This window comes from Salinicola tamaricis (genome assembly GCF_003006155.1).
Taxonomy (GTDB): domain Bacteria; phylum Pseudomonadota; class Gammaproteobacteria; order Pseudomonadales; family Halomonadaceae; genus Salinicola; species Salinicola tamaricis.
On sequence record NZ_CP023559.1, the window covers coordinates 1,456,894 to 1,479,602 of the forward strand.

Below are 22,709 nucleotides of genomic sequence, written 5' to 3' on the forward strand. Positions count from 1 at the left end.
GGCGTTGCCAGCAAGCGCATGAAACACGGCGCGGCAAAAAATATAGCATCCTTATTAGGGTGCTATTCAATTTCCCTTAGGATAGCAGTCGGACAAGCGCCGTCCAGACATTATCGCGGATTATGCCGAGCGCCATTCGCGCGCCAGTATCAGGACGTCGTGGGCAGGGCCAGAAACTGCTGCATGATGCGGGTATCACGAAAGCGCTCGACCAGCTCCGGGTCGCTCGCGAGGTCCGGCGGCTCGTTCAGGCCTTCGCGAATCTTCTGCGCCAGGCTAGCGATACTGTCATCGGCGATCAGACGTGCCTGATCGTGCACGAGCACGTTGCGCACTCCACCGGGGCACCCGATAGCGGCACAGGGTGTACCACAGATCAGGCTCTCCGCCAGCACGATACCGAAGGCTTCGCTATGCGAGCTCAGGACGAACAGTCGAGCGTGTTTCATCCACGGATAGGGATTGGTCTGGCTACCCACAAAGTGAACGCGCTGGCGCAGCCCCAACTCGTCGACGAGCGCCTCGAGCTCTGGCCGCTTGGCGCCGTCGCCGACGATGACCAGATCCTCTTCGATCGCCGCTTCGTGGTAGGCACGGATCAGCCAATCCTGCCGCTTGACCCTAGAGAGCCGAGATACGTGTACGATGAAGGGTCGCGATGGTAGTTCGATCGGCGCCTCGGCCTGACGTCGTACGCCCTCGATATCACACAGATTGGGGATGGTTACGCTGTGCGCCGGCGTGATGCCATGGCGCTGCCATAGCACCTCGAGCTGCCGGGCCACGAAATCGCTGACGCTGATCACCCGCTTGCCTTGATAGAGGCACGCCAGATAGCGCCCTCTCAGCCAGCCGCGGTGCTCTCCCGGCCACGACTCGGTGACCTGCCATAGCCGCGGGTCACGCCACGACCAGGCGGTCTCGAAAGCCCCCTGGCCCCGAATCACGATCAGGTCCAGGCGGCCACAGTCACGCTCCAGGCGCTGCACGAAACGCTTCAGATAGCGCCCGCCATACCAGCCACGCCAGACGAAACCCGATCCCGGCAGCAGCTGCTTGAGCAGTGCCCGCGTGAACAGGTCGTAGAGCAGGCCGACACCTGTTCTGCGGAAGTCCTTGTCGAAGTCGACCCGATGCACCACGACACCGGGCGTCGGCTCCAGCTCATGGCCGCCCTTGAGCACGAGCACGTGCACCTCGTGCCCCTCGCGCACCAGCACACTGGCTAGATCCAGGGTGGCACGCTCGATGCCACCGATCTTGAGCTTGCGTAACACCAGCAGCAGCGCTGAGACATGAGTCGTTTCTCCTGAAAGCCACCGTCGATGGCGACTCGGGGGGTCACTGCATCGCCCGAAGCACCAGCGACGGCGTCAGCTGGCGCAGGCAGTCGTGGTGGCCCAGCGGGCAGGTGCGCTGGAAGCAAGGCGAACAGGAGAGCGCCAGATAGTGGATATGGGCATCATCGCTCAACGGCGGCGTGTAGGCCGGCGAAGAGGAGCCATAGAGCGCCTGGATACGCGTGCCGACCGCGGCGGCGACATGCATCAGCCCGGAGTCGTTGGTGACCACCTGCTCGCAGGCCGCGAGCAGATCCACCGCATCGGCGAGACGGGTCTTGCCGCACAGGTTGCGGGCATGTTCGAGCCCCTCGACGATCGTCTCCCCGGCCTCGACATCCTTGGGTCCGCCGAGTATCCACACCGTGTGGCCCTGACTGATCAGCGTCTGGGCCAGCTCACGGAAATAGGCCAGCGGCCACTGCTTGGCCGGCCCGTACTCGGCCCCCGGCATCATACCGATGGCCGCGCGCGCCGAGATCCAGCGTCTCGCGCAGACTTGCCTGGCGTTCGGCATCGACGCGCAGTCGCGGATGCGGCAGGGGAAAATCGCCGTGGGCCGACGTCTGCGCATCGAGCCCGAGCGCCACGAAGCGCTTGACGGTCTGATCGAGCACGCCCTTGTCGAGCTGGCGACGATCATTGATCAGCCAGTAGCGCTGCTCACCGGTGAAGCCGGTGCGCTTAGGGATACCAGCCAGAAACGGCACCAGCGCCGACTTCAGCGAACGCGGCAGCACGATGGCGTGGTCGAAGCGGCCCTTGAGTTGGCGCGCGAGCTCGCGGCGGGTGCGCCAGCCGAACTCGCCATGCTTCACATCGAGGGCAATGGCCTCGTCGACCTCCGGCATGCGCTCGAGAATGGGCAGCGACCACCCCGGCGCCACTACCCCCAGCGTGGCGCCGGGGTGGCGCTGCTTGAGGGTCATGAACAGACTCTGCGCCATGACCATGTCGCCTACCCATGACGGGCCGACGACGAGGATCCGCGGCGCGCGGCTTGCTGTCTCAGCCATTCAGCCATTCCAGATAGGCCGTGACGCCCTCGCGCACGGTCTTGAACTCGCCACGGTAGCCCGCCTCGCGCAGGCGCCCGATATCGGCCCGGGTGTAGCTCTGATAGCGCCCCTTGAGCTCATCGGGGAAGTCGATGTACTCGATCTCGCCCTGGGTCCCGCCATGGCGTGCATGAAAGTCGATCACCGTCTCGGCGATCGCCTTGAACGGCTCGGCTCGGCCGGTGCCCAGATTGAAGATACCGGAGACCTCGGGGTTGTCGAGGAACCACAGATTGACGTCGACCACGTCACCCACATAGACGAAGTCGCGACTCTGCATGCCGGCCTCGAAGCCGTCCCAAGCGCCGAAGAGTTTCGGATTCTCGCCGCGCTGGACCTGGTTGTGATGGTGAAAGGCCACACTCGCCATCTTGCCCTTGTGCTGCTCGCGCGGGCCGTAGACATTGAAGTAGCGAAAGCCCACCACCTGGGTATCGAAGCTGTCCCAGCGCGCACGCACGTATTGGTCGAAGAGCAGCTTGGAGTAGCCGTAGACGTTGAGCGGCTTCTCGTGCTCGGGCGCTTCGACGAACACCTCGCTACCGCCGTAGGTCGCCGCCGAAGAGGCGTATAGAAACGGAATGCGCTTGGCCTGGCAGTAGCGCAGCAGTGTCTTGGAGTACTCGAAGTTGTTCTCGAGCATGAAGCGCCCGTCCCACTCGGTGGTATCCGAGCAGGCGCCCATGGAAGATCGCCTCGATCGGCGGCAGGCCACCGATCTCGCCGCGCAGCTCGGCCTGGACCCGGGCCAGAAAGTCGCCTTTGTCGAGATAGTCGCCCAGCGTGCAGTCGGCCAGATTGACGAACTTGGTGCCGTCGCTGAGGTCATCGACCACCATCACGTCCTGGCGGCCGCGCGCGTTGAGTGCCTTGACCAGATTGGCCCCGATGAAGCCGGCCCCGCCGGTGACTACGATCATGTCGCTATCCTCTCTGTCTCGACTCGGCCATGCCGACAGCGGCCCGAGGGCATGGCCTCGCCTTCGGCCGATTGCTGCCGGTGCCTATAACCGATTGAGCGCTAATTGTATACTTGGCGGCTTACGAATTCATGGGCAACGGTACGCAGTCAATGACAGAGTCGACGGCAGATGCGAAAACCTTTCAGGGGCTGATCCTCGCCCTGCAGCAATACTGGGCGGAACAGGGCTGCGTCGTGCTGCAGCCGCTCGATATGGAAGTGGGCGCCGGCACCTTCCACCCGGCCACCTTTCTGCGCTCGATCGGTCCGGAGAGCTGGAACGCCGCCTACGTTCAGCCATCGCGCCGCCCCACCGACGGTCGCTATGGCGAGAACCCCAACCGCCTGCAGCACTACTATCAGTTCCAGGTGGTGATGAAGCCTTCGCCGGCAGACTTCCAGGCGCTCTATCTCGGCTCGCTCGAGCGCCTGGGCATCGATCCCAAGGTCCACGACATCCGCTTCGTCGAGGACAACTGGGAGTCACCCACACTGGGTGCCTGGGGCCTGGGCTGGGAGATCTGGCTCAACGGCATGGAGGTGACCCAGTTCACCTACTTCCAGCAGGCCGGCGGCCTCGAGTGCTATCCGGTCACCGGCGAGCTGACCTACGGTCTCGAGCGCATCGCCATGTACCTGCAGGACGTCGACAGCGTCTACGACCTGGTGTGGACGATCGCCCCGGACGGCACCCGCGTCACCTACGGTGACGTCTATCTGCAGAACGAACGCGAGCAGTCGGCCTACAACTTCGAGCACGCCGACGTGCCCTACCTGTTCGAGGCCTTCGATCACTGCGAGGGCGAGTGCAACAAGCTGCTCGAGGCCAATCTGCCGCTGCCCGCCTACGAGCAAGTCCTCAAGGCCTCGCACACCTTCAACCTGCTCGACGCCCGCCACGCCATCTCGGTGACCGAGCGTCAGCGCTATATCCTGCGCGTGCGCACGCTGGCGCGGGACGTGGCCCACGCCTACGCCTCGCGTGAGGCGGCCGGCTTCCCGCTGGCACCGGAAGCGCTGCGGCGCGACCTGCTGGCGCAGACATCGCAAATCACTCAGGGAGACGCATGAGCATGGCAGCCAACACCCTACTGATCGAACTGGGCGTCGAGGAGCTGCCACCCGGAGCCCTGCGCGATCTCGCCCAGGCCCTGCGTGACGGCGTGACAAAAGGGCTCGCCGAGGCCGAAGTGCCCATGGGTAGCGCCACCGCCCTGGCCTCTCCCCGCCGCCTCGCCGTGCGCATCGAAGCGCTCGCCGACAAGCAGCCCGACCGTGAGGTCGAGAAGCGCGGCCCGGCACTCGCCGCCGCCTTCAAGGATGGCCAGCCGACCAAAGCAGCCGAGGGCTTTGCCCGCTCCTGCGGCGTGAGCGTGGACGAGCTGATCCACCTGGAGACCGACAAGGGGACCTGGCTCGGCTACCGCGAACAGCAGCAGGGAGAATCCATCGATGCCCTGCTACCGGCCATCGTCGCCAGTGCGGTCAACGCCCTGCCGGTCCCCAAGAACATGCGCTGGGGCGCCTCACGCATCGAATTCTCGCGCCCGGTGCACTGGCTGGTGCTGCTCTACGGTGATCGCGTCGTCGATGCCGAGGTGCTCGGCCTGTCTGCCGGACGCACCACCCGTGGCCACCGCTTCCATGCCCCTGAGGCGTTCGACCTGGCCCATGCCGACGACTACCAGGCGGCGCTGGAAAACGCCTATGTGCTGGTCGACATGGATCGCCGGCGCGCACGCATTCGCGAGCAGGTGCTGGCGGAGGCCGAGGTCCACGACGGGCAAGCGGTCATCGACGACGCCCTGCTGGAAGAGGTTAACGGCCTGGTGGAGTGGCCGGTGGCGCTGACCGGAAGCTTCGACGAGCGCTTCCTCGAGGTCCCCGCGGAGTGCCTGATCTCCTCGATGAAGGCCAATCAGAAGTACTTCCATCTGCTCGATAACGACGGCAAGCTCATGCCGCAGTTCATCACCGTCGCCAATATCGAGAGCGAAGATCCGCAGCAGGTGATCTACGGCAACGAGAAGGTAATTCGCCCGCGCCTGGCCGATGCTGTCTTCTTCTTCGAAACCGATCGCAAGCAGACACTGGCCTCGCGTCAGGCCTCGCTGGGCAACGTGGTATTCCAGCGCGAGCTCGGCAGCCTGGCGGACAAGGCAGCGCGCAGCGAAGTGGTGGCCCGCTTCATTGCCGAGGAGATCGGCGGCGACAGCAGCGCCGCGGCGCGTGCAGCGCAGCTGGCCAAGTGCGACCTGGTCACCGAGATGGTGCTCGAGTTCCCCGAGCTCCAGGGCATCATGGGCACCTACTACGCACGCCACGACGGCGAGCCCGATGCAGTCGCCGACGCGCTGCACGAGCAGTATCTGCCGCGTTTCGCCGGCGACGAGATTCCGCGTACGTCGATCGGCATGGCGATCGCCCTGGCCGATCGTCTGGATACGCTCACCGGTATCTTCGGTATCGGTCAGCGCCCCACCGGGGCCAAGGACCCGTTTGCCCTGCGCCGCGCCACCATCGGCGTGCTCAACATCCTGATCAAGGGCGAGCTGGATCTGGACCTGCGTGAGCTGCTCGAACTCGCCGCCTCCCAGCATCGCGACCTGCCCAAGGCCGACGGTCTGGTGGATGACGTCCTCACCTATATGCTCGATCGCTTCCGCGCCTGGACCCAGGATGAAGGCCTACCGGTGGACGTCTACCTCGCCGTGCGGGCTCGCCCGGTGACGCGGCCGCTCGACTTCGCCCGCCGCCTGCACGCAGTGCATCGCTTCGAGCAGCGCGAGGAAGCCGCCGCCCTGGCGGCCGCCAACAAACGCGTTGCCAACATCCTGGCCAAGCAGCAGCACGACACCGGCGCCACCGTCGACACAGCGCTGTTGAGCGAAGAGGCAGAGATCGCCCTGGCGCATGCTGTCACCGACTGCCGCGACCAGGTGGAGCCGCTGTTCCGTCAGGCCGACTACGCTCAGGCGCTGGATATCCTGGCTACGTTGCGCGCACCGGTAGATCGCTTCTTCGACGAGGTCATGGTGGCGGTCGACGACGACGCGGTCCGCACCAACCGCCTGGCGCTGCTGGCCAGCCTGCAAGGGCTGTTCCTTGCCGTGGCGGATATCTCCGAGCTACAGCAGTAACGTTTCACGTGAAACACCACCCCGCCCGGAACACCCGGGCGGGTCTCTTCTCTCCCGGTATTAACCAGCCCCTCCTGCATCAGCAACGCCCTACCACGCCTCTCGCCACCTCATATCCTCACAGCCCGAGCGCGCGGCACAAGCCAGATTGTTCCACGTGAAACATCGCGGACCTGGATTGGCGTCAGCGGCGCAGCAGCGCGATAATGCGGCGACATCCGCCTACCATCAGGCCCCGCCATGCAGAAACTGGTCATCCTCGACCGCGACGGCGTCATCAACGAGGATTCCGATGCCTATATCAAGTCCCTCGACGAGTGGCACCCCTACCCCGCTGCCATCGAAGCCATTGCCACGCTCACTCGGGCAGGCTGGCAAGTAGCGATCGCCACCAATCAGTCGGGCATCGGCCGCGGCTACTACAGTCGCGACACCCTGGAAGCCATCCACGCGCGGCTGCACACGATGGTTCGTCAGGCCGGCGGCGAGATCGCACATATCGCCTATTGCCCCCACCTGCCGCAGGAGGCCTGCGACTGCCGTAAGCCAAAGCCGGGGCTGCTGTTTCAGATCCAGCAGGTTGCTGCGACTGCCAACACTGGCGGGGAGCTGGATGGTGGGAGATAGCCTGCACGATATCGAAGCGGGTGTCGCGGCCGGCGCGCAAACGGCGCTGGTCAACACCGGCAAGGGCGCGCGCTACGCCCGCGACATTGCCTGCAATCACCCTGAGACTTGGCACTGCGACGATCTCGCAAAATTCGTTGAACGCCTGTTGGCAGCGACCTGAGGCAAGCTCGCTCTATCCGCTTTCCGGGGCAGTCGGCCCACAGCCTCCGGTGGCTGTGCCGGTAGCCGCCAATGCTCGCCGCGGATTTTGAGCCCTAACCCCTCAAGCCCTCAGCCCTCGACCGATATGTTTCACGTGAAACATATCGACACGGCCGCAGGCTTGGCCTGGCAACGTTACGTCACAAACGCTGCGTGAAGACTCGGCTATTCTTGGGACAACACGCCCAAGGGATGGGACAGGGTCATGACATTGGGGAAGAAGATCGGCCTTTCACTACTGGCCTTCGTGCTGGTAGCCATGATTGCACTGATCATCGTGGTGCTGACATTCGACTGGAATCGTCTCAAGCCGACGCTCAATCAGCGAGTGTCGGCGGCGATTCACCGGCCTTTCGCCATCGAGGGCGACCTCGATCTCTCCTGGGAGAGGCCGACGAATATCGACGGCTGGCGAGGCTGGGTGCCTTGGCCGCACCTGCACGCCGAGCAAATTCGTATCGGCAGCCCCGAGTCCATCACCGATGCCGACCTCGCCAGACTGGGTGCACTGGACCTGACACTGGCGCCGCTATCGCTGCTCGAACGTCGCGTAACGATCCCTCGCATAGCGCTCAGCGGCGGTGAAGCCACATTGGTCAGACAGCAGGATGGTGACAACAACTGGACCTTCGATCTCGGCGACACATCGAAAGAGGCCGATACGACCGATGCGCAGCCTGGCTGGAGCGTGGATATTGGCGATATCACCTTCGACCCCATCGCCATCCACTATCGCGACCCGACCCTGGATGCCGATATCGACGCCACCTTGACCCTGCTGGGCCAACCCATCGCCTTCAGCGAGCTGAGCGGCGACGCACCTGCGACGGGCAGCGACACCGATCAAAAAGTCGCCGACTACACCTTTGGCTGGCAGGCCAGCGGCACCTATCGAGACCAGGATATTGGCGGCGAGGGCAAACTAGGCAGCCTGATAGCGCTGCGCCAGCCTGGCGCGCCCTACCCGGTGCAAGCCGACGTCACGGCAGGCCAGACGCGCGTGAGCGTTGCCGGCACCCTGACCGATCCGCTGGCGCCCAAACGGATCGATCTCGATCTCACCTTCGCCGGCCAGAATCTGGGCGATCTCTACCGGGTGATCGGTGTCACCCTGCCAGACACCCCGCCGTACTCGACTCGTGGCCATCTGAGCGCCGACCTGGCGACGCAAGATGCGCTCACCTTTCGCTACCGCGATTTCGACGGCCAGGTCGGGGACAGCGACATCCATGGCGACCTCACCTATACCCTGGGCGAGCCTCGCCCGTCTCTCACCGGCGAGGTCGTGTCGCGTCAGCTGCGCTTCGCCGATCTGGCGCCACTGATCGGCGCCAACAGCAGCAGCGACAGCCCCGACAAAACGAGCAAACCGCAGCCAGAAGGCAAGGTACTCCCGGTGGCAGAGTTCCAGACCGAGCAGTGGCGAGCCATGGATGCCGACGTCAAGTTCACCGCCCAGCGGATCGAACACGGCGACTCGCTGCCGCTGGAAGATCTCTATACCCATGTCAGGCTACGTGATGGCGAAATCCTGCTCGACCCGCTGCGCTTTGGCGTCGCCGGCGGCAATCTCAATACCACGTTGCGCCTGGATGGCAGCCAGACGCCGCTGGCGGCACGTATCGATCTGCATATTCGTCGCCTGCTGTTGAGCCGACTCTTTCCCGAGGTCGAGCTGATGCAGAACAGCCGTGGGGAGCTCAACGGAGACGCCACCCTCAGCGGGCGCGGCAACTCGATTGCCGCACTCCTGGGTAGCAGCAGCGGTGATCTCGGCATGATCGTCAGCGATGGTGTCATCAGTCGCAATCTGATGGAGCTGGCTGGGCTCAACGTGGGCAACTACTTGGTGGGCAAGCTGTTCGGGGACGAGCAGGTACGCATCAACTGCGCCGCTACCAGCTTGAAAGTCGACGATGGTTTGGCACGTACGCGGTTCTTCGTCATCGACACCGAGAACGCGCTGATCAAGATCGATGGCAGCATCAACTTCGCCAACGAAAAGCTCGATCTCAATATCGAGCCGGAAAGCAAGGGCGCAAGAGTATTCACACTACGCTCGCCGCTCTATGTCCATGGCACCTTCGCTAATCCTTCTCCGGGCGTGGACGCCAGCTCGCTGCTGGCACGGGGCGCTGTCGGCGCCTTCCTCGGCACCGTCGCCGCGCCTGCCGCTGCGCTACTGGCACTGGTTTCGCCGAGCGCCGGCGAGACTACGCCGTGCAACGACTTCCTGAGCCAGATCCAGACCCAGCCGTGATGCCTGATTGTTTCACGTGGAACATTGCCGGTATTGCATAGCCGTGGTTGCTGTCCCTGTGGCAGCGGCAATCGAGGGTCTCGCTCTCTCTGGCTCGGATGCCGCACGCTTCCCAGATACGCGGGTTTTGCGGCTCTGATGGCTGTCCCCATTCCGCCCCCGCGCTCAAGGATTGATCGACCCTCGATCGGCGCAGCGAATCCGGTGAGGGCGGATCAAGCATGTGGATCAACGGCCGCAGGCTTTGTTCCACGTGAAACATCTCGCAGGCCATCTCATCATCCATACTCATGAATGAGTTCGACGAGTATCAGTGGCGCAGGAAAGCACACGCAGAGAAGGGGCTAGTGCCAGCGACCGACGCATAAAAGAGGCCCGCCCTGGTCTTGAAACGACACAGCGGCGGGCCGGGAGGCAACTCGTGTGGAAGATCAGTCGCGGGGAGCGTTACCAGTCTGGGCGTGGTCATGAGCCGCATTATCGGTGTCCGCGCTATCCCGATAGTGGCGGCCCAGAGATGCCAGGGCGTCGATCAGCTTGTCGATCTCGCTGCTGAAGCGCTGCTGCTGCTGAGAATAGAAGTGGCGGGTATAGGAGGAGCCCTTGTGCTTCTTGACCAGCGAATCGAACTGCTCGCCCAACTGCTGGGTATGAAAACGCAGGCGCTCGGTCAGGAACTCGGCATGTCCTTGATGGCAGGCCACATCCATCAGCGCCCTCACCTGCACGGTAAGCAGGTAGAGCTGCATGACATTGCGCTCCTGCACCTCCTTCTGGGTCGAGACGCTGTCATCGAGCAGATTGATCGCGCTCATCTCACAGCAATCCGTCGCCTCCGACATCGGACGCTGCTCGCGGGCTTCCTGCGTCTGCATCATGATGACCTCCTCGGCTGCGGTGCATAAGATACTTTCAGTCTAAGCAGCGCCGGGGCTTTACTCCCTCAATCATTAGTCGAAAGCGTCAATGCGCCGCAGGCCGATTCGAACAAGGCGGCATAGCGCGCCCATCCGCGCAGCGTGGAAATCTGACTTCCAGGGTGGCCCAGGCGCGCGATGACGATGGGCACCGGTCAACATCAAGCACGCTCTCTTCTCAAGCGCGATCCGCCCGGGTGGTTTCATCGATCGCGGCCGTCGAGATCAACTCAGCGAAGCGGTTTAGATCGACGTTGCCGCCGGAAAGCAAGACCCCGACACGCTGGCCCTCGACTCGCACACGGCCCGCGAAAGCCGCCGCAGCCGCCAAACAACCGGTCGGCTCGACCAACTGCTTCATGCGGCCGGCCAGAAAGCCCATCGTCTCGACCAGCTCAGCGTCGGTGACGGTGACGATCTCGTCGACGCACTGCTGCAGCACCGGAAACGTCAGGCGGCCCAAGGCCTGGGTCTGAGCGCCATCGGCGATCGTGCGCGGCGTGGCAATCGCAACGATCTCGCCACTGGCCAGGCTTCTCTGGGCGTCGTTGCCGGCTTCCGGCTCGACCCCGATGATCCGGCAATGGGGATAGCGCGCCCTGGCGACCGTGGCGCAGCCGGACAGCAGCCCGCCACCGCCCAGCGGCACGATCAACGTCTCCAGCTCACCCACATCGTCGAACAGCTCCTCGGCCGCGGTCCCCTGCCCCGCCATGACGTGGGGATGATCGAACGGCGGGATCAGGGTCAAACCTTCAGCCTCGGCCAGTTCCCGGCCCAACGTCTCGCGATCCTGGGTATAGCGATCATAGAGCACCACCTCGGCCCCGTAGCCCCGCGTGGCCGCGATCTTGATCGCAGGCGCATCCTCGGGCATCACGATGACGGCACGAATGCCATGCAGTCTGGCCGAGAGCGCAATCGCCTGGGCATGATTGCCCGAGGAAAAGGCGATCACCCCCGCAGCCTTCTGACCGCGATCGAACTGGCTGATGGCGTTATAGCCACCCCGAAACTTGAAGGCGCCGACGCGCTGGAGATGCTCGGCCTTGAAATATAGCGCGGCGCCGCTGCGCGCATCGGCCGTCGTCGAGCGCAGCACGGGCGTGTGGTGGGCGATGCCCGCCAGCCGCCGTGTGCCGCCACCACATCGTCATAATCGATCGCCAACCGGCTCAGCTGCGCTCTCTCCTGCCACCTATCACCCATCATCTGTCCCCTGTCACGGCCGTCACTGACACCCGTTGGCGGGCTGCGTAATATGTTAGGTGCTGTCTGAAAAGTCGACGAGCGAAGGCCAGGCAAGGCAAAAATCGGCGAGAACGCGGAGTTTACGGGGTGTAAATGACCATGTGACTCGCTCCGCTCGCCCCTTCGGGCCGTCCTTCGGACGTTCTGAACGTTGTTCAGTGAGTCGATTTTTAACGCCGCATGGGCGAGCGCAGTCCTTTTCAGACAGTGCCTTGTGACAGTGTCACGCGCAACGCCCCCCCAAGGAAAGTGACAGATGACGACATACGACTGGCGCTGGTACCGCGGCGAACAGCTAGATACTCACACGCTCTACCGCCCTGCTGGCGCTGCGCACGACGGTATTCGTGGTCGAGCAGCAGTGCGCCTACCAAGAGCTGGATGGTCACGATCTGAGTGCTGCGACCGATCATCTCGCAGTGTGGGCGGAATGGCACCTTGGCCGCGTCATTACGCCTGCGGACTCCGGTATCGATACGCGAGCCGGTGACCATCGGGCGCGTAGTGATCGCGCAAGACCACCGCGGCGCGGGCCTGGGCCATCGGCTGATGGCGGCGGCGCTCGAACATCTCACCGAGCGCTGGCCGGGTCGCGACGCCTACCTCTCCGCCCAGGCCCACCTGCAGAACTACTACGCAGGCCACGGTTTCGTCGCGGTGACAGATACTTACCTGGAGGACAATATCCCGCATATCGGTATGTATCGGCACGGCGGCTGAACTCGCATACCTGCGTACCGGTAACGGCGCCCCGCCCTGACTCGCTTTGGTGTAAAGATTTGCCCGCGCTCGCCGTTAAGTCTCCGTGGCGCCCTGCCTCCCCTGCTGCGGAGATCCGCGATGTCATCCCCTGTGCCAAGTTCCATCGATCAGTTACTGGCACCGGTTTACACCCGCGCCAATCGCCTGCTGACCTTGGTCGTCGTGCTGCTTTTCCTCTCGTCTCTGGGCCTGGCCGGCGTGCATCAGCGCTGGCTGGCGGCGCTCGCCGTCGGCCTGCCGCTGATGGCGCTCGCGCTCGCAGCGATTCGGCTGGCCCCGGCGACGCTCTTCACCCGCCTGCTGGTGGCCGCCGTGCTGATGGGCTTCGCCGGGCTGCAGATCCATCTGCTGGCGGGCATGATCGAGGCACATTTCGCGGTGTTCATTCTGCTGTCGCTGGTGCTGCTCTATCGAGACTGGCGCCCGGTGGTGATGGCCGCCGGGGTGATCGCCGCCCATCACCTGCTGTTCGGCTTCTGGCAGAGCCGTGGCGGTGCGGTCGACGTGATGCCGACTCATCATCGCCCAGGGCCAGATCATGGCCGATGGTGCTCGTGCATGCGGCCTACGTAGTGGTCGAAACCGCGCTACTCGTCGCCATGACCCGGCTGATGCGCCGTGAGGCGATCATGGGGGTCGAACTCGGTGCCATGGGCAGCCATATCGGGCGCGAGCCGGGGCAGTTCGATCTGGCCTTCGACGAGCGCCACATGTGGAGCCCACTGGGCGGCAGCTTCCGTCGCACCATGCTCGCGGTCCGCACCACCCTGAGCGAGGTGGTCGATAGCCTGATGGCGCTGTCGCGCACCGGCGAGACGATCGCCGGCGCCAACGACCAGCTCGCCGCGCGCACGCGCGAGGCCTCGGATGCGCTCGAGCGGGCCACCGCCTCGCTGGCCCAGTTGGGCGAGCGCGGGCGCGACAACGCCGCCAGCGCCGATACCGCCAGCGAGCGTATGCGTCAGGCGGACACCCTGATGGCCCAGGGCAACGAGCGGGTCGCACGGCTGACGCAGACCATGCGCGGCATGCGCGACAGCGCCGGTCGCATTGCCGACATCACCTCGCTGATCGACGGTATCGCCTTCCAGACCCATATCCTCTCGCTCAACGCGTCGGTCGAGGCGGCGCGGGCCGGAGAGAGCGGCCGCGGTTTCGCCGTGGTAGCCAAGGAGGTGGGCGTGCTGGCCCAGCAGAGCGCCGACGCCTCGCGCCAGATCGCCGGGGTGATCGAGGCCACGCAGCAGCAGGTCAAGGAGAGCAGCCAGCGCGCCGAGGAGGTGACCACGGCCATGGCAAACATCGGTGAGCAGATCCATCAGGTCAACGCACTGATGGACGAGATCCGTCATGCCAGTGAGGCGCAGCGCCAGGCTGGTACGCAGATCGGCGAGGAGATCACCGCCATCAGTCAGGGCGCCAGACAGAACGGTGCTCTGGTCGACGGCCTGAGCGAGAGCGTCGAGTCACTGCGCCACCAGTCGCAGCGCCTGAGCGATGCCCTGGATGTCTTTACTCTGGAGCACGCCGGCCCCCGGGGAGATAGCACAACGCCCCGTGCCCGCCACGCGGGTCTCGAACTGGCGCCCCCGGCGAGTCATTGAGACGAGGCGTCCAAGACCCGCAACACTCCCCAGACATAAAAAAACCGGCACCCTCACGGGTGCCGGTCGCATGCGTCACGGCGCCGTTCAGGCGCCGAATTCGCTCAGCATCTTTTCGATCAGATCCAGCCCCTCTTCCAGCACCTCGTCACTGATGGTGACCGGCATCAGGAAGCGGATGGTGTTGCCGTAGAGGCCGCAGGAGAGCAGGATCAGCCCGCGCTCGCGTGCGGTCTTGCACAGCTTGGCCGCCATCTCGGGGTTGGGCTGCGCGCTCTTCTTGTCGCTGACCAGGTCGAACGCCGCCATGGCACCCAGGTTGCGCGCGTTGGCGACCGAGGCGTAATCCTGCTGCCACTTGTCGAAGCGCGCCCGCAGCTTCTCGCCCAGCGCCTGGCTCTTCTCCAGGATGCGCTCCTCCTCGAACACCTCGAGCACTGCCAGTACCGCGGCACACGATACCGGGCTGCCGGTATAGGTGCCGCCCAGCGAGTTGCCACCGGAAGCGTCCATGACCTTGTCGGTGCCCACCACGGCCGAGATCGGCATGCCGTCGGCCATGCTCTTGGCCATGGTCATGATGTCCGGCTCGACGCCCGAGTGCTCGATCGCGAACAGCTTGCCGGTACGTCCGAAACCCGACTGCACCTCGTCGACGATCATCAGGATGCCGTGCTCGTCACAGATCTCGCGGATCGCTTCGAGGAAGCGCTTGGGCGCGGCGTGAAAGCCACCCTCGCCAAGCACCGGCTCGATCACGATCGCCGCGGTATCGCGCGGATTGGCATCGGTCTTGAGCACCATCTTGAGGTGGCGCAGGGCCTCCTCTTCACTGACACCGATCGACTCGACCGGATAGGGCGCACGGTAGACCTGTCCCGGCATCGGGCCGAAGTCGTTGCGGTAGGGGGCGACCTTGCCGTTCATCGCCATGGTCATAAAGGTGCGCCCGTGATAGCCGCCGGAGAAGCAGATCACGCTGGAGCGCCCGGTGGCGGCCCGCGCCACCTTGACCGCGTTCTCCAGCGCCTCGGCGCCGGAGTTGGCCAGCATCACCTTGGCGTGGCCACGCACCGGCGTCACTTCACTGAGCTTCTGCGCCACACGCACGTAGCCCTCGTAGGGCATGACCGTCTGGCAGGTGTGCATGACGCGGTCGAGCTGCGCCTTGACCGCCTCGACCACCTTGGGGTGCCGGTGACCGATATTGAGCACGCCGATACCGCCGGCGAAGTCGATGAAGCGCTTGCCGTCCTCGTCCCACAGCTCGGCGTTCTCCGCCCGCGCGGCGAATTCGACCGCCGGGCTGGCGGCACCGCTGGCCACATAGCGCTGCTTGAGTTCATTGAGTTCTGCGTTGGTCATGCAACTCTCCTCCTGAAACGGCGCGCGTCATGGCGCCGATGAGCCGTCCCGGACGTCCGCACGGGTGTCGACGGGACGATGGTGACTGTCACGATGTCGTGTAAGAGGCACGGATGAGACGATCGCCTACCTCTCGACCGTAGCGCTGTCGCGCCCACACGTACAGCAACAATCCGGCGATCATCCAGCCGCCGAATACCACCCACTCCACCGGCACAAGCGCCGACGGACTGCCCGGCAGGTAGAGAAACACCATGCCCAGCGATAGCAGGACCGCGAGCACGCCGACCAGACCGCCGGCCTTGACCCGGTAGGGGCGCGCCATCTCCGGCTCGCGCCGGCGCAGGATCAGAAACGACAGCGATACGAACAGATAGGCGATGACGATCCCCAGGCCACCGGCATCGACCAGCCACACCAGCGCCGGGCGGCCGAAGAACGGCGCCAGGGTGGAGAGCACGCCGATCAGGATGATGGCGTTGGTGGGTTGTCTTGTAGCGCGGATGCAGCTTGCCCAGAAACGCCGGCAGCATGCCCGAGTGGGCGAGTGCGTAGATCGCCCGCGAGCCGCCGATGTAGAAGGCATTCCAGCTGGTGATGATCCCGGCGATCCCCGCCAGCACCATCAGATTGCCGGCCCAGGCGCCATCGAACACCGCCTGCATGGCGTCGGGCACGCTCAGGGTGCTGCCGCCCAGGGCGTCATTGTCGAGCATCAGGCTGGTCCCCAGCACGATCAGGGTGTACCAGGCCACCGCCATGAGTACCGACAGCACCAGCACCTTGCCGATGTCGCGGAACGGCAGATCGATCTCTTCCGCCGCCTGGGGGATGACGTCGAAACCGACGAACAGGAAGGGCACCAGCACCAGCACCGCAACGATGCCGCCGAAGGCACCATGTTCGCCGCTGGCGAACAGCGGCTGCATGTTGCCAGCGTCACCGGTGAACAGCGAACCGGTAACGAACATCACCCCGGCGATCAGGATCAGCCCGGTGACCACTTTCTGCAGCAGCGCGGCCGTCGAGATGCCCAGATAGTTGATCACCATCATCACCAGCGAGCCGATTACCCCGACCGCTACCCAGCTCGCCTTGACCTCCCAGCCGGCGACGGTCCACAGATCACCCACGGCATAGCCGGGGAACAGATGCTGGACCACCGTGGGTAACGCCACCGCCTCGAACGAGGCGACGCTGACATAGCCGAGCACGATGCTCCAGGTGCAGACGAAAGAGGCGAAGTGGCCCAGCGCGCGATAGCTGTAGACATGCTCGCCGCCGACCTGCGGCATCGCCGCCGCCAGTTCGGCGTAGGTCAGGCCGACCAGCAGCACCGCGATGCCGCCGATGATGAAGGCGATGATCGCGCCCAGGCTACCGCCATCGAGAATGGCGCCGCCGGTGAGCACGATCCAGCCCCAGCCGATCATCGCGCCGAAGGCGAGCGCCAGCACGTCGGCCCGCGCCAGGACGCGCACGAACTCGGTGGGTTGAGAAGCGTTGGACATAGCAGGATCTCTTGACGTTGTTGTTGATGAAGCGTGATGATGAAGCGTTGTTGCCGAAGCATTGTCGATGAGCCGCTATTGGCACGACTCTGACGCCACGCTATCACCACCGCCAGCCACGCTGAGTAGACCACTCCTGCTATTCAGATAGACCACTTGCGCGGCAAGCGCCATAATTTCATCGTCACTGCCTGCCCCGGAGAGACCCATGGAAGATCGCCGCCGGGCCCTGACTCGGATCGAGAGCGGCTACCACGCCCAGCCTGACCATCTGACCAAGCACCAGCGCCTGGAGCAGACCCTGCTGTGGCTGATCGAACGCCACTGGCAGAAAGGTCAGCGCCTGCCCGGACACCGCGATCTGTGTGCGTCACTGGGCGTGGCCCGCAACACCCTGGCCGGGGTGATCGAGCGGCTGGTCCAGCAGGGCCATCTGATCACCGACCACGGCCGCGGCACCTGGGTCCACAAGCCCACGCCGCCCGAGGTCAGCGCCCCTGCCACCGGGCCGATCTCCCGGCGTGCTCACCGGCTCCTGGGCGATGTCGGCGCCAGTCCGGTACAGAGCGGTGCCTTCGTCCCCGGGGTGCCGGATATCGTGCACTTCCCGCTGGCGCGCTGGCGCCAGCTCTACTCGCGCGTCACGGTGCCCCACAACACCCTGCTGCTCGCCTACGCCTCGGGCGGTTATGGACCGCTCAAGCGGGCAATCGCCGGCTTTCTCGCCCGCTGGCGCGGCATCCACTGCGAGCTCGATCAGATCGTGATCACCGAAGGCGCCCACCACGGCTTGCAGCTGTGCGCCCTGGCGCTCGCCGACGAGGGAGACCGGGCGGTGATGGACTCCCCCTTCTATTGGGGCGCGCGCAACGTCTTCCAGGCCTGCGGCCTGAGTGTCGATCACGCTATCTGGGACCCCCGCCACGGCTACCGTCAGCCGCTGCCGGCGCCTGCGCCGCGACTGGTCTACTTCACCGGTTCGCACCACTACCCGCTGGGCGTGCAGTCAGTGAACGCTCACAAACAGGCGCTGATTCAGCATCTCGCGCCCGAGTGGGTTCTCGAGGATGACTACGAGTTCGGGGACGGCGACCGCCAGCCCCTGGCGTTCGACCCGCGCAGTGGCAACCGCATCCTGATCGGCTCCTTCTCCAAGCTGATGTTCCCCGGACTGCGGCTGGGCTACCTGGTGGTGCCCAGCGCCCTCAGCCATACCCTCAACCGGGTGCGTACCGGGGTCTTTCGCGAGGGTCGGCTGCTGGACCAGGCGGTGCTCGCCGCCTTCATCGACGCCGGCGATCTGGATCGCTGGTGCCACCGGATCGCGGCCGACTACCTGAGCCGTCAGCGCGAGCTCCACGCCTTGCTGGCAGAGACACCTGGCGTGATCGCCGTCTCCCCGCCGGCGCCCAATATCAGCTTGAGCGTCGAGCTCTGCCCCACCCTCGACGACGAACGCCTGTCGCACTACCTGCTCAACCGCCACCACCTGGTGGCGCGGCCGCTGAGCCGGGTATGTGCGCCCGGCGATACGCGCCGCGGTCTGGTGCTTGGGGTGGGCATGGCCGAAGGGGAGGCGCTGACACGCCAGGGGCGGCGGCTGGCGGCGGCGATCCGCACTTTCGTCGAGCAGCAGGCGTAAGTCTCGACAGCGCCGGGGTCCATCGCGTGCCGTAGAGCGTTGTTTCGAGAAGCGTTGTTTTTAGAAACCCTGTTATCAAAAGACGCCGCCTCGAAAAGCGCTGTCTCTAAGAGTGCCTTTTACAACCGCTGGACGACGTGGGCTTATCCGGCGGCAGGGCCCGAAGCGTCGGACCGTTGCGAGGGCGCTGTGAACCCCTCCCTGGGCGCTACCTTTGCCATCCCTGGCAAAGGACCCTCGCTTTGCCCTACCCCCGGCGCCCATCGTCAGAGGGTTGGGAAATGGCCTATGAAAGCGTTGTTTCTAAAAACGATCCCTGAACGCAAAACGGCCCGCCCCCGATAGGGGGCGGGCCGTCGGCTGGCCTGGCAGTGTCTCGGGCGCTCAGATATCCAGATTGGCCACCAGCGCGAAGCGCTCGATGAAGTCGCGGCGCGGCTCCACCTCGTCGCCCATCAGGGTGTTGAACATCTGGTCGGCGGCCACCGCGTCCTCGATCGAGACCCGCAGCATGCGCCGCGATTGCGGGTCCATGGTGGTCTCCCACAGCTGGTCCGGGTTCATCTCCCCGAGCCCCTTGTAGCGCTGGATCGACAGCCCGCGCTGGGCCTCCAGCATCAGCCACTCCAGCGCATCGTAGAAGGTCTCGATCGGCTTCTGACGCTCGCCACGGGCGATATAGGCGCCCTCCTCGACCAGCCCGTCGAGGGTCTCGCCGAGACCCGCCAGCGCACGGTAATCGGCACTGCGGAAGAAGTCGATGCCCCACACGTAGTCGGTGGTGACACCGTGGGCGGTGAGCGCCACGCTGGGCAGCCACAGACCGCGCTCGGTGTCCTCCTGTAGCTGGAAGGTGTAGCGCGGGCCGCCCTCGTGGGCGATCAGCGAATCCATCTCCACCTGCAGTGCCTCGATCCACTGCTGCAGGGTGCCGCGATCGCTCAGATTGGCCTCCTCCAGCTTGGGAGCGTGGACCATCTTGCGCAGCACCGCGTTGGGGTAGACCCGCGACAGCCGGTCGATGCGCTTCATCACGTCACGATACTGGGTCACCAGCGTCTCGAGCTGCTCACCACCGATGCCCGGCGCGTCGGCGTTGACGCACAGGCGTGCGCCATCCAGCGCGGTGGTGGTGAGGTAGTCGGTCATCGCCTGCTCGTCCTTCAGGTACATCTCCTGCTTGCCGCGCTTGATCTTGTAAAGCGGCGGCTGGGCGATGAACACGTGACCACGCTCGATCAGCTCCGGCATCTGGCGGAAGAAGAAGGTCAGCAGCAGGGTACGGATGTGCGAACCGTCGACGTCGGCATCGGTCATGATGATGATCGAGTGGTAGCGCAGCTTGTCCGGATTGAACTCCTCGCGCCCGATGCCGCAGCCCAGCGCGGTGATCAGGGTGCCGACCTCGGCCGAGGAGAGCATCTTGTCGAAGCGCGCCTTCTCGACGTTGAGAATCTTGCCCTTGAGCGGCAGGATCGCCTGAGTGCGGCGGTCGCGGCCCTGCTTGGCACTGCCGCCGGCGGAGTCACCCTCGACCAGGTAGAGCTCGGAGAGGCTGGGATCCTTCTCCTGGCAGTCGGCCAGCTTGCCCGGCAGCCCGGCGATATCCAGCGCACCCTTGCGTCGGGTCATGTCGCGCGCCTTGCGCGCCGCCTCGCGGGCACGCGCGGCGTCGATCATCTTGTTGACGATCGCCTTGGCCTCGTTGGGATGTTCGACCAGATAGTCGGAGAACTGACGGCTCAGCTCCTGATCGACCGCTGTCTTCACCTCCGAAGAGACCAGCTTGTCCTTGGTCTGCGAGGAGAACTTGGGATCCGGCACCTTGACCGAGATGATCGCGGTGAGACCTTCGCGGGCGTCGTCCCCGGAGGTCGCCACCTTGGTCTTCTTCTGGATGTCCTCGGCTTCGATATAGCTGTTGAGGCTGCGCGTCAGCGCCGCACGGAAGCCGGCCATGTGGGTGCCGCCATCGCGCTGCGGGATGTTGTTGGTGTAGCAGAAGACGTTCTCGGCAAAGGTGTCGTTCCACTGCATCGCCACCTCGACACCGATGCCATCCTCGCGCTGAACCTCGAAGTGGAAGACCGGATTGAGCGCGGTGCGATTGGTGTTGAGATGCTCGACGAAGGCGCGCAGACCTCCCTCGTAGTGGAACAGCTCCTCGCGGCCATCACGCTCGTCGACCAGGCGGATCGCCACGCCGGAATTGAGGAACGACAGCTCGCGCAGACGCTTGGCGAGGATGTCGTAATGGAACTCGATGTTGGCGAAAGTCTCGCTCGACGGCTTGAAGCTGATCTGGGTACCCGACTTCTCGGTCTCGCCGACCACCGTCAGCGGTGCCTGCGGCACGCCATGGTGATAGACCTGCTCGTGGACCTGGTGGTTGCGCCAGATGGTCAGCTTGAGCTGTTCGGAGAGCGCGTTGACCACCGACACCCCGACCCCGTGCAGGCCGCCGGAGACCTTGTAGGAGTTATCGTCGAACTTACCCCCGGCGTGGAGCACGGTCATGATGACCTCGGCGGCGGAGACCCCCTCGTCGTGAATGTCGGTGGGGATACCGCGGCCGTCGTCGGAGACGGTGATCGACTCGTCGGGGTGAATGACGATACGGATCTCGCTGCAATGGCCGGCCAGCGCTTCGTCGATCGAGTTGTCGACGATCTCGAACACCATGTGGTGCAGGCCGGTGCCGTCATCGGTGTCGCCGATGTACATGCCCGGGCGCTTGCGCACCGCGTCCAGTCCCTTGAGGACCTTGATGCTCGATGAATCGTAGGCCTGTTCGCTCATTGCTCACTCCATGGTGAAATCATTCCGAATGCAGCCGTCCGCCGGCGATACACGATGCCACGACATCCGTGTCCGGCTGCCAGACGTCGGCCAGCGCCGAGCGCTCGACGCTGGTGATGAAGACCTGGCAGCTGAGCGTCTCGAGCCACCGACAGAAGATGCGCCGGTGTTCGCCGTCGAGCTCCGCCGGCAGGTCGTCGATCAGATAGAGGCAGGTCTGCCCGCTCAGCTGCTCGAGCAGGCGCCCCTGGGCCAGTTTCATGGCGCTGACCACCAGTTTCTGCTGCCCGCGGGAGAGCACCTCCACCGCAGCGTGGCGCCCTACCCGGATACGCAGGTCGGCGCGCTGTGGCCCCTGCTGGGTGAAGCCCATCTGGCGATCGGTGTCGCGCCCGCTCTCGAACACTTCGAGCAAAGCGCGCTGACGGTCCCAGCCGCGCGAGTAACGCAGGCTCAGATCCGGCAGCGGCAGCAGCGCCGCCAGGGTCTCCTCGAACACCGGCAGGAAGCGCGTCATGTAGCCTTCACGCAGCGCGTCCAGCCGCTCGCTCCAGTGGGCCAGTTCCTGCTCCCAGACGCCTATCGACGCGCGATCGATTCTATCATGCCTGAGCAGGGCGTTCCGATGTTTCAGCGCACGCCGCACGCGCTTCCAGGCGTCGAGAAACACCGGTTCGGCATGGAACACACCCCAGTCGAGAAACTCGCGGCGTGCCGCCGGCGATCCCTCCAGCAGGCGGAAGGCATCGGGGTTGATCAGCTGAAGCGGTAGTGCCTCGGCGAGCTGGGTCACCCGAGCGGCGCGCTCACCGCCGATACGGATCTCCAGCTCCTGGACGTCACGCCGGCGGCGCACGCCCAGCGGGCGCGGCGGATCGCCGTCGAGGCGTCCGAACAGGGTCATCTCCTCGGCGTCGTGGGTAATCAGCGCCTTGAGCTTCTGGGTGCGAAAGGAGCGCGCCATCCCCAGCACATGGAGCCCCTCGAGCAGCGACGTCTTGCCGCTGCCGTTGGCCCCGCTGATCACATTGATGTGCGGCCCCGGCGTCATCTCGAGCGGATGCAGGTTGCGCAGGCCGTGAAAACTCAACCGATCGAGCGGCATGGCGCGTGAAAACTCATGGCAAGAGACGAGAGGAAACGCCCGGACCGCGGGCAGCGTGGAAAGAAGCACCCGAACATTTAACCGCCGAGATGGAAGAAGTTGGCGAGCGACGATCAGGCGCGGCAAAAATCGGCGAACCAGCGGAGCTTATGTGGGTATAAGT

At 64.8% G+C, this 22,709-nt stretch carries 15 protein-coding genes and 3 pseudogenes; 9 read left to right on the plus strand and 9 right to left on the minus strand.

Going from position 1 to position 22,709, the window contains the following annotated elements; genetic code table 11:
- Positions 1-149 precede the first annotated feature (149 nt).
- From CN538_RS06795 to rfaD, 3 genes and pseudogenes are all read right to left on the minus strand, one after another.
- On the minus strand, positions 150-1,277 hold the full coding sequence (locus CN538_RS06795) for a glycosyltransferase (protein WP_106418944.1): 1,128 nt from the start codon (positions 1,275-1,277) through the stop codon (positions 150-152).
- Between the two features lie 64 nt (positions 1,278-1,341).
- Positions 1,342-2,356, minus strand: a pseudogene (gene waaF, locus CN538_RS06800) (lipopolysaccharide heptosyltransferase II).
- Positions 2,349-3,318, minus strand: a pseudogene (gene rfaD, locus CN538_RS06805) (ADP-glyceromanno-heptose 6-epimerase). The pseudogenes waaF and rfaD overlap by 8 nt, the downstream one beginning before the upstream one ends.
- A gap of 152 nt (positions 3,319-3,470) precedes the next feature.
- Between rfaD and glyQ the strand changes: the two are divergent.
- The 5 genes from glyQ (at position 3,471) to CN538_RS06825 (ending at position 9,590) form a co-directional block, all read left to right on the plus strand.
- A complete protein-coding gene (gene glyQ / locus CN538_RS06810; protein WP_106420570.1) occupies positions 3,471-4,430 on the plus strand; it encodes a glycine--tRNA ligase subunit alpha in 960 nt (319 codons plus the stop codon).
- 2 nt (positions 4,431-4,432) lie between these two features.
- Entirely contained in the window at positions 4,433-6,499 is a 2,067-nt protein-coding gene (gene glyS / locus CN538_RS06815; protein WP_106418945.1) for a glycine--tRNA ligase subunit beta, read from the plus strand.
- A 240-nt stretch (positions 6,500-6,739) separates the two neighbouring features.
- Complete coding sequence (locus CN538_RS06820; RefSeq protein WP_422917550.1) at positions 6,740-7,126, plus strand: HAD-IIIA family hydrolase; 387 nt, start codon at positions 6,740-6,742, stop codon at positions 7,124-7,126.
- Positions 7,113-7,289, plus strand: coding sequence for an HAD hydrolase-like protein (locus tag CN538_RS26030; protein ID WP_422917551.1), 177 nt, complete (start codon positions 7,113-7,115; stop codon positions 7,287-7,289). The genes CN538_RS06820 and CN538_RS26030 overlap by 14 nt, the downstream gene beginning before the upstream one ends.
- Positions 7,290-7,535: 246 nt before the next feature.
- On the plus strand, positions 7,536-9,590 hold the full coding sequence (locus CN538_RS06825; RefSeq protein WP_106418946.1) for an AsmA family protein: 2,055 nt from the start codon (positions 7,536-7,538) through the stop codon (positions 9,588-9,590).
- Between the two features lie 431 nt (positions 9,591-10,021).
- Here CN538_RS06825 and CN538_RS06830 read toward each other — a convergent pair whose 3' ends face one another.
- Together CN538_RS06830 and CN538_RS06835 are read right to left on the minus strand one after the other, a co-directional pair.
- Positions 10,022-10,468, minus strand: coding sequence for a hypothetical protein (locus CN538_RS06830; RefSeq protein WP_106418947.1), 447 nt, complete (start codon positions 10,466-10,468; stop codon positions 10,022-10,024).
- Between the two features lie 217 nt (positions 10,469-10,685).
- Positions 10,686-11,636, minus strand: coding sequence for a threo-3-hydroxy-L-aspartate ammonia-lyase (locus CN538_RS06835; protein ID WP_207233737.1), 951 nt, complete (start codon positions 11,634-11,636; stop codon positions 10,686-10,688).
- Between the two features lie 560 nt (positions 11,637-12,196).
- Between CN538_RS06835 and CN538_RS06840 the strand changes: the two genes are divergently transcribed.
- From CN538_RS06840 to CN538_RS06850, 3 genes are all read left to right on the plus strand, one after another.
- Positions 12,197-12,478 (plus strand): GNAT family N-acetyltransferase, encoded by a 282-nt coding sequence (locus tag CN538_RS06840; protein WP_242495623.1) that lies wholly within the window; start codon positions 12,197-12,199, stop codon positions 12,476-12,478.
- A gap of 120 nt (positions 12,479-12,598) precedes the next feature.
- Positions 12,599-13,093, plus strand: coding sequence for a hypothetical protein (locus tag CN538_RS06845; protein ID WP_129591316.1), 495 nt, complete (start codon positions 12,599-12,601; stop codon positions 13,091-13,093).
- Entirely contained in the window at positions 13,066-14,124 is a 1,059-nt protein-coding gene (locus CN538_RS06850; protein ID WP_106418949.1) for a methyl-accepting chemotaxis protein, read from the plus strand. The genes CN538_RS06845 and CN538_RS06850 overlap by 28 nt, the downstream gene beginning before the upstream one ends.
- Before the next feature lie 87 nt (positions 14,125-14,211).
- Here CN538_RS06850 and gabT read toward each other — a convergent pair whose 3' ends face one another.
- Positions 14,212-15,489, minus strand: coding sequence for a 4-aminobutyrate--2-oxoglutarate transaminase (gene gabT / locus CN538_RS06855; protein ID WP_106418950.1), 1,278 nt, complete (start codon positions 15,487-15,489; stop codon positions 14,212-14,214).
- A gap of 88 nt (positions 15,490-15,577) precedes the next feature.
- Positions 15,578-16,922, minus strand: a pseudogene (locus CN538_RS06860) (APC family permease).
- 286 nt (positions 16,923-17,208) lie between these two features.
- Between CN538_RS06860 and CN538_RS06865 the strand changes: the two are divergent.
- Complete coding sequence (locus CN538_RS06865; RefSeq protein ID WP_106418951.1) at positions 17,209-18,642, plus strand: aminotransferase-like domain-containing protein; 1,434 nt, start codon at positions 17,209-17,211, stop codon at positions 18,640-18,642.
- 384 nt (positions 18,643-19,026) lie between these two features.
- Here the strand turns inward: CN538_RS06865 and gyrB are convergent, their stop codons facing one another.
- Together gyrB and recF are read right to left on the minus strand one after the other, a co-directional pair.
- Positions 19,027-21,441: a DNA topoisomerase (ATP-hydrolyzing) subunit B gene (gene gyrB, locus CN538_RS06870; protein WP_106418952.1), complete on the minus strand. Its 2,415-nt coding sequence runs from the start codon at positions 21,439-21,441 to the stop codon at positions 19,027-19,029.
- 19 nt (positions 21,442-21,460) lie between these two features.
- A complete protein-coding gene (recF, locus tag CN538_RS06875) occupies positions 21,461-22,546 on the minus strand; it encodes a DNA replication/repair protein RecF (protein ID WP_106418953.1) in 1,086 nt (361 codons plus the stop codon).
- Between the last annotated feature and the right edge of the window lie 163 nt (positions 22,547-22,709).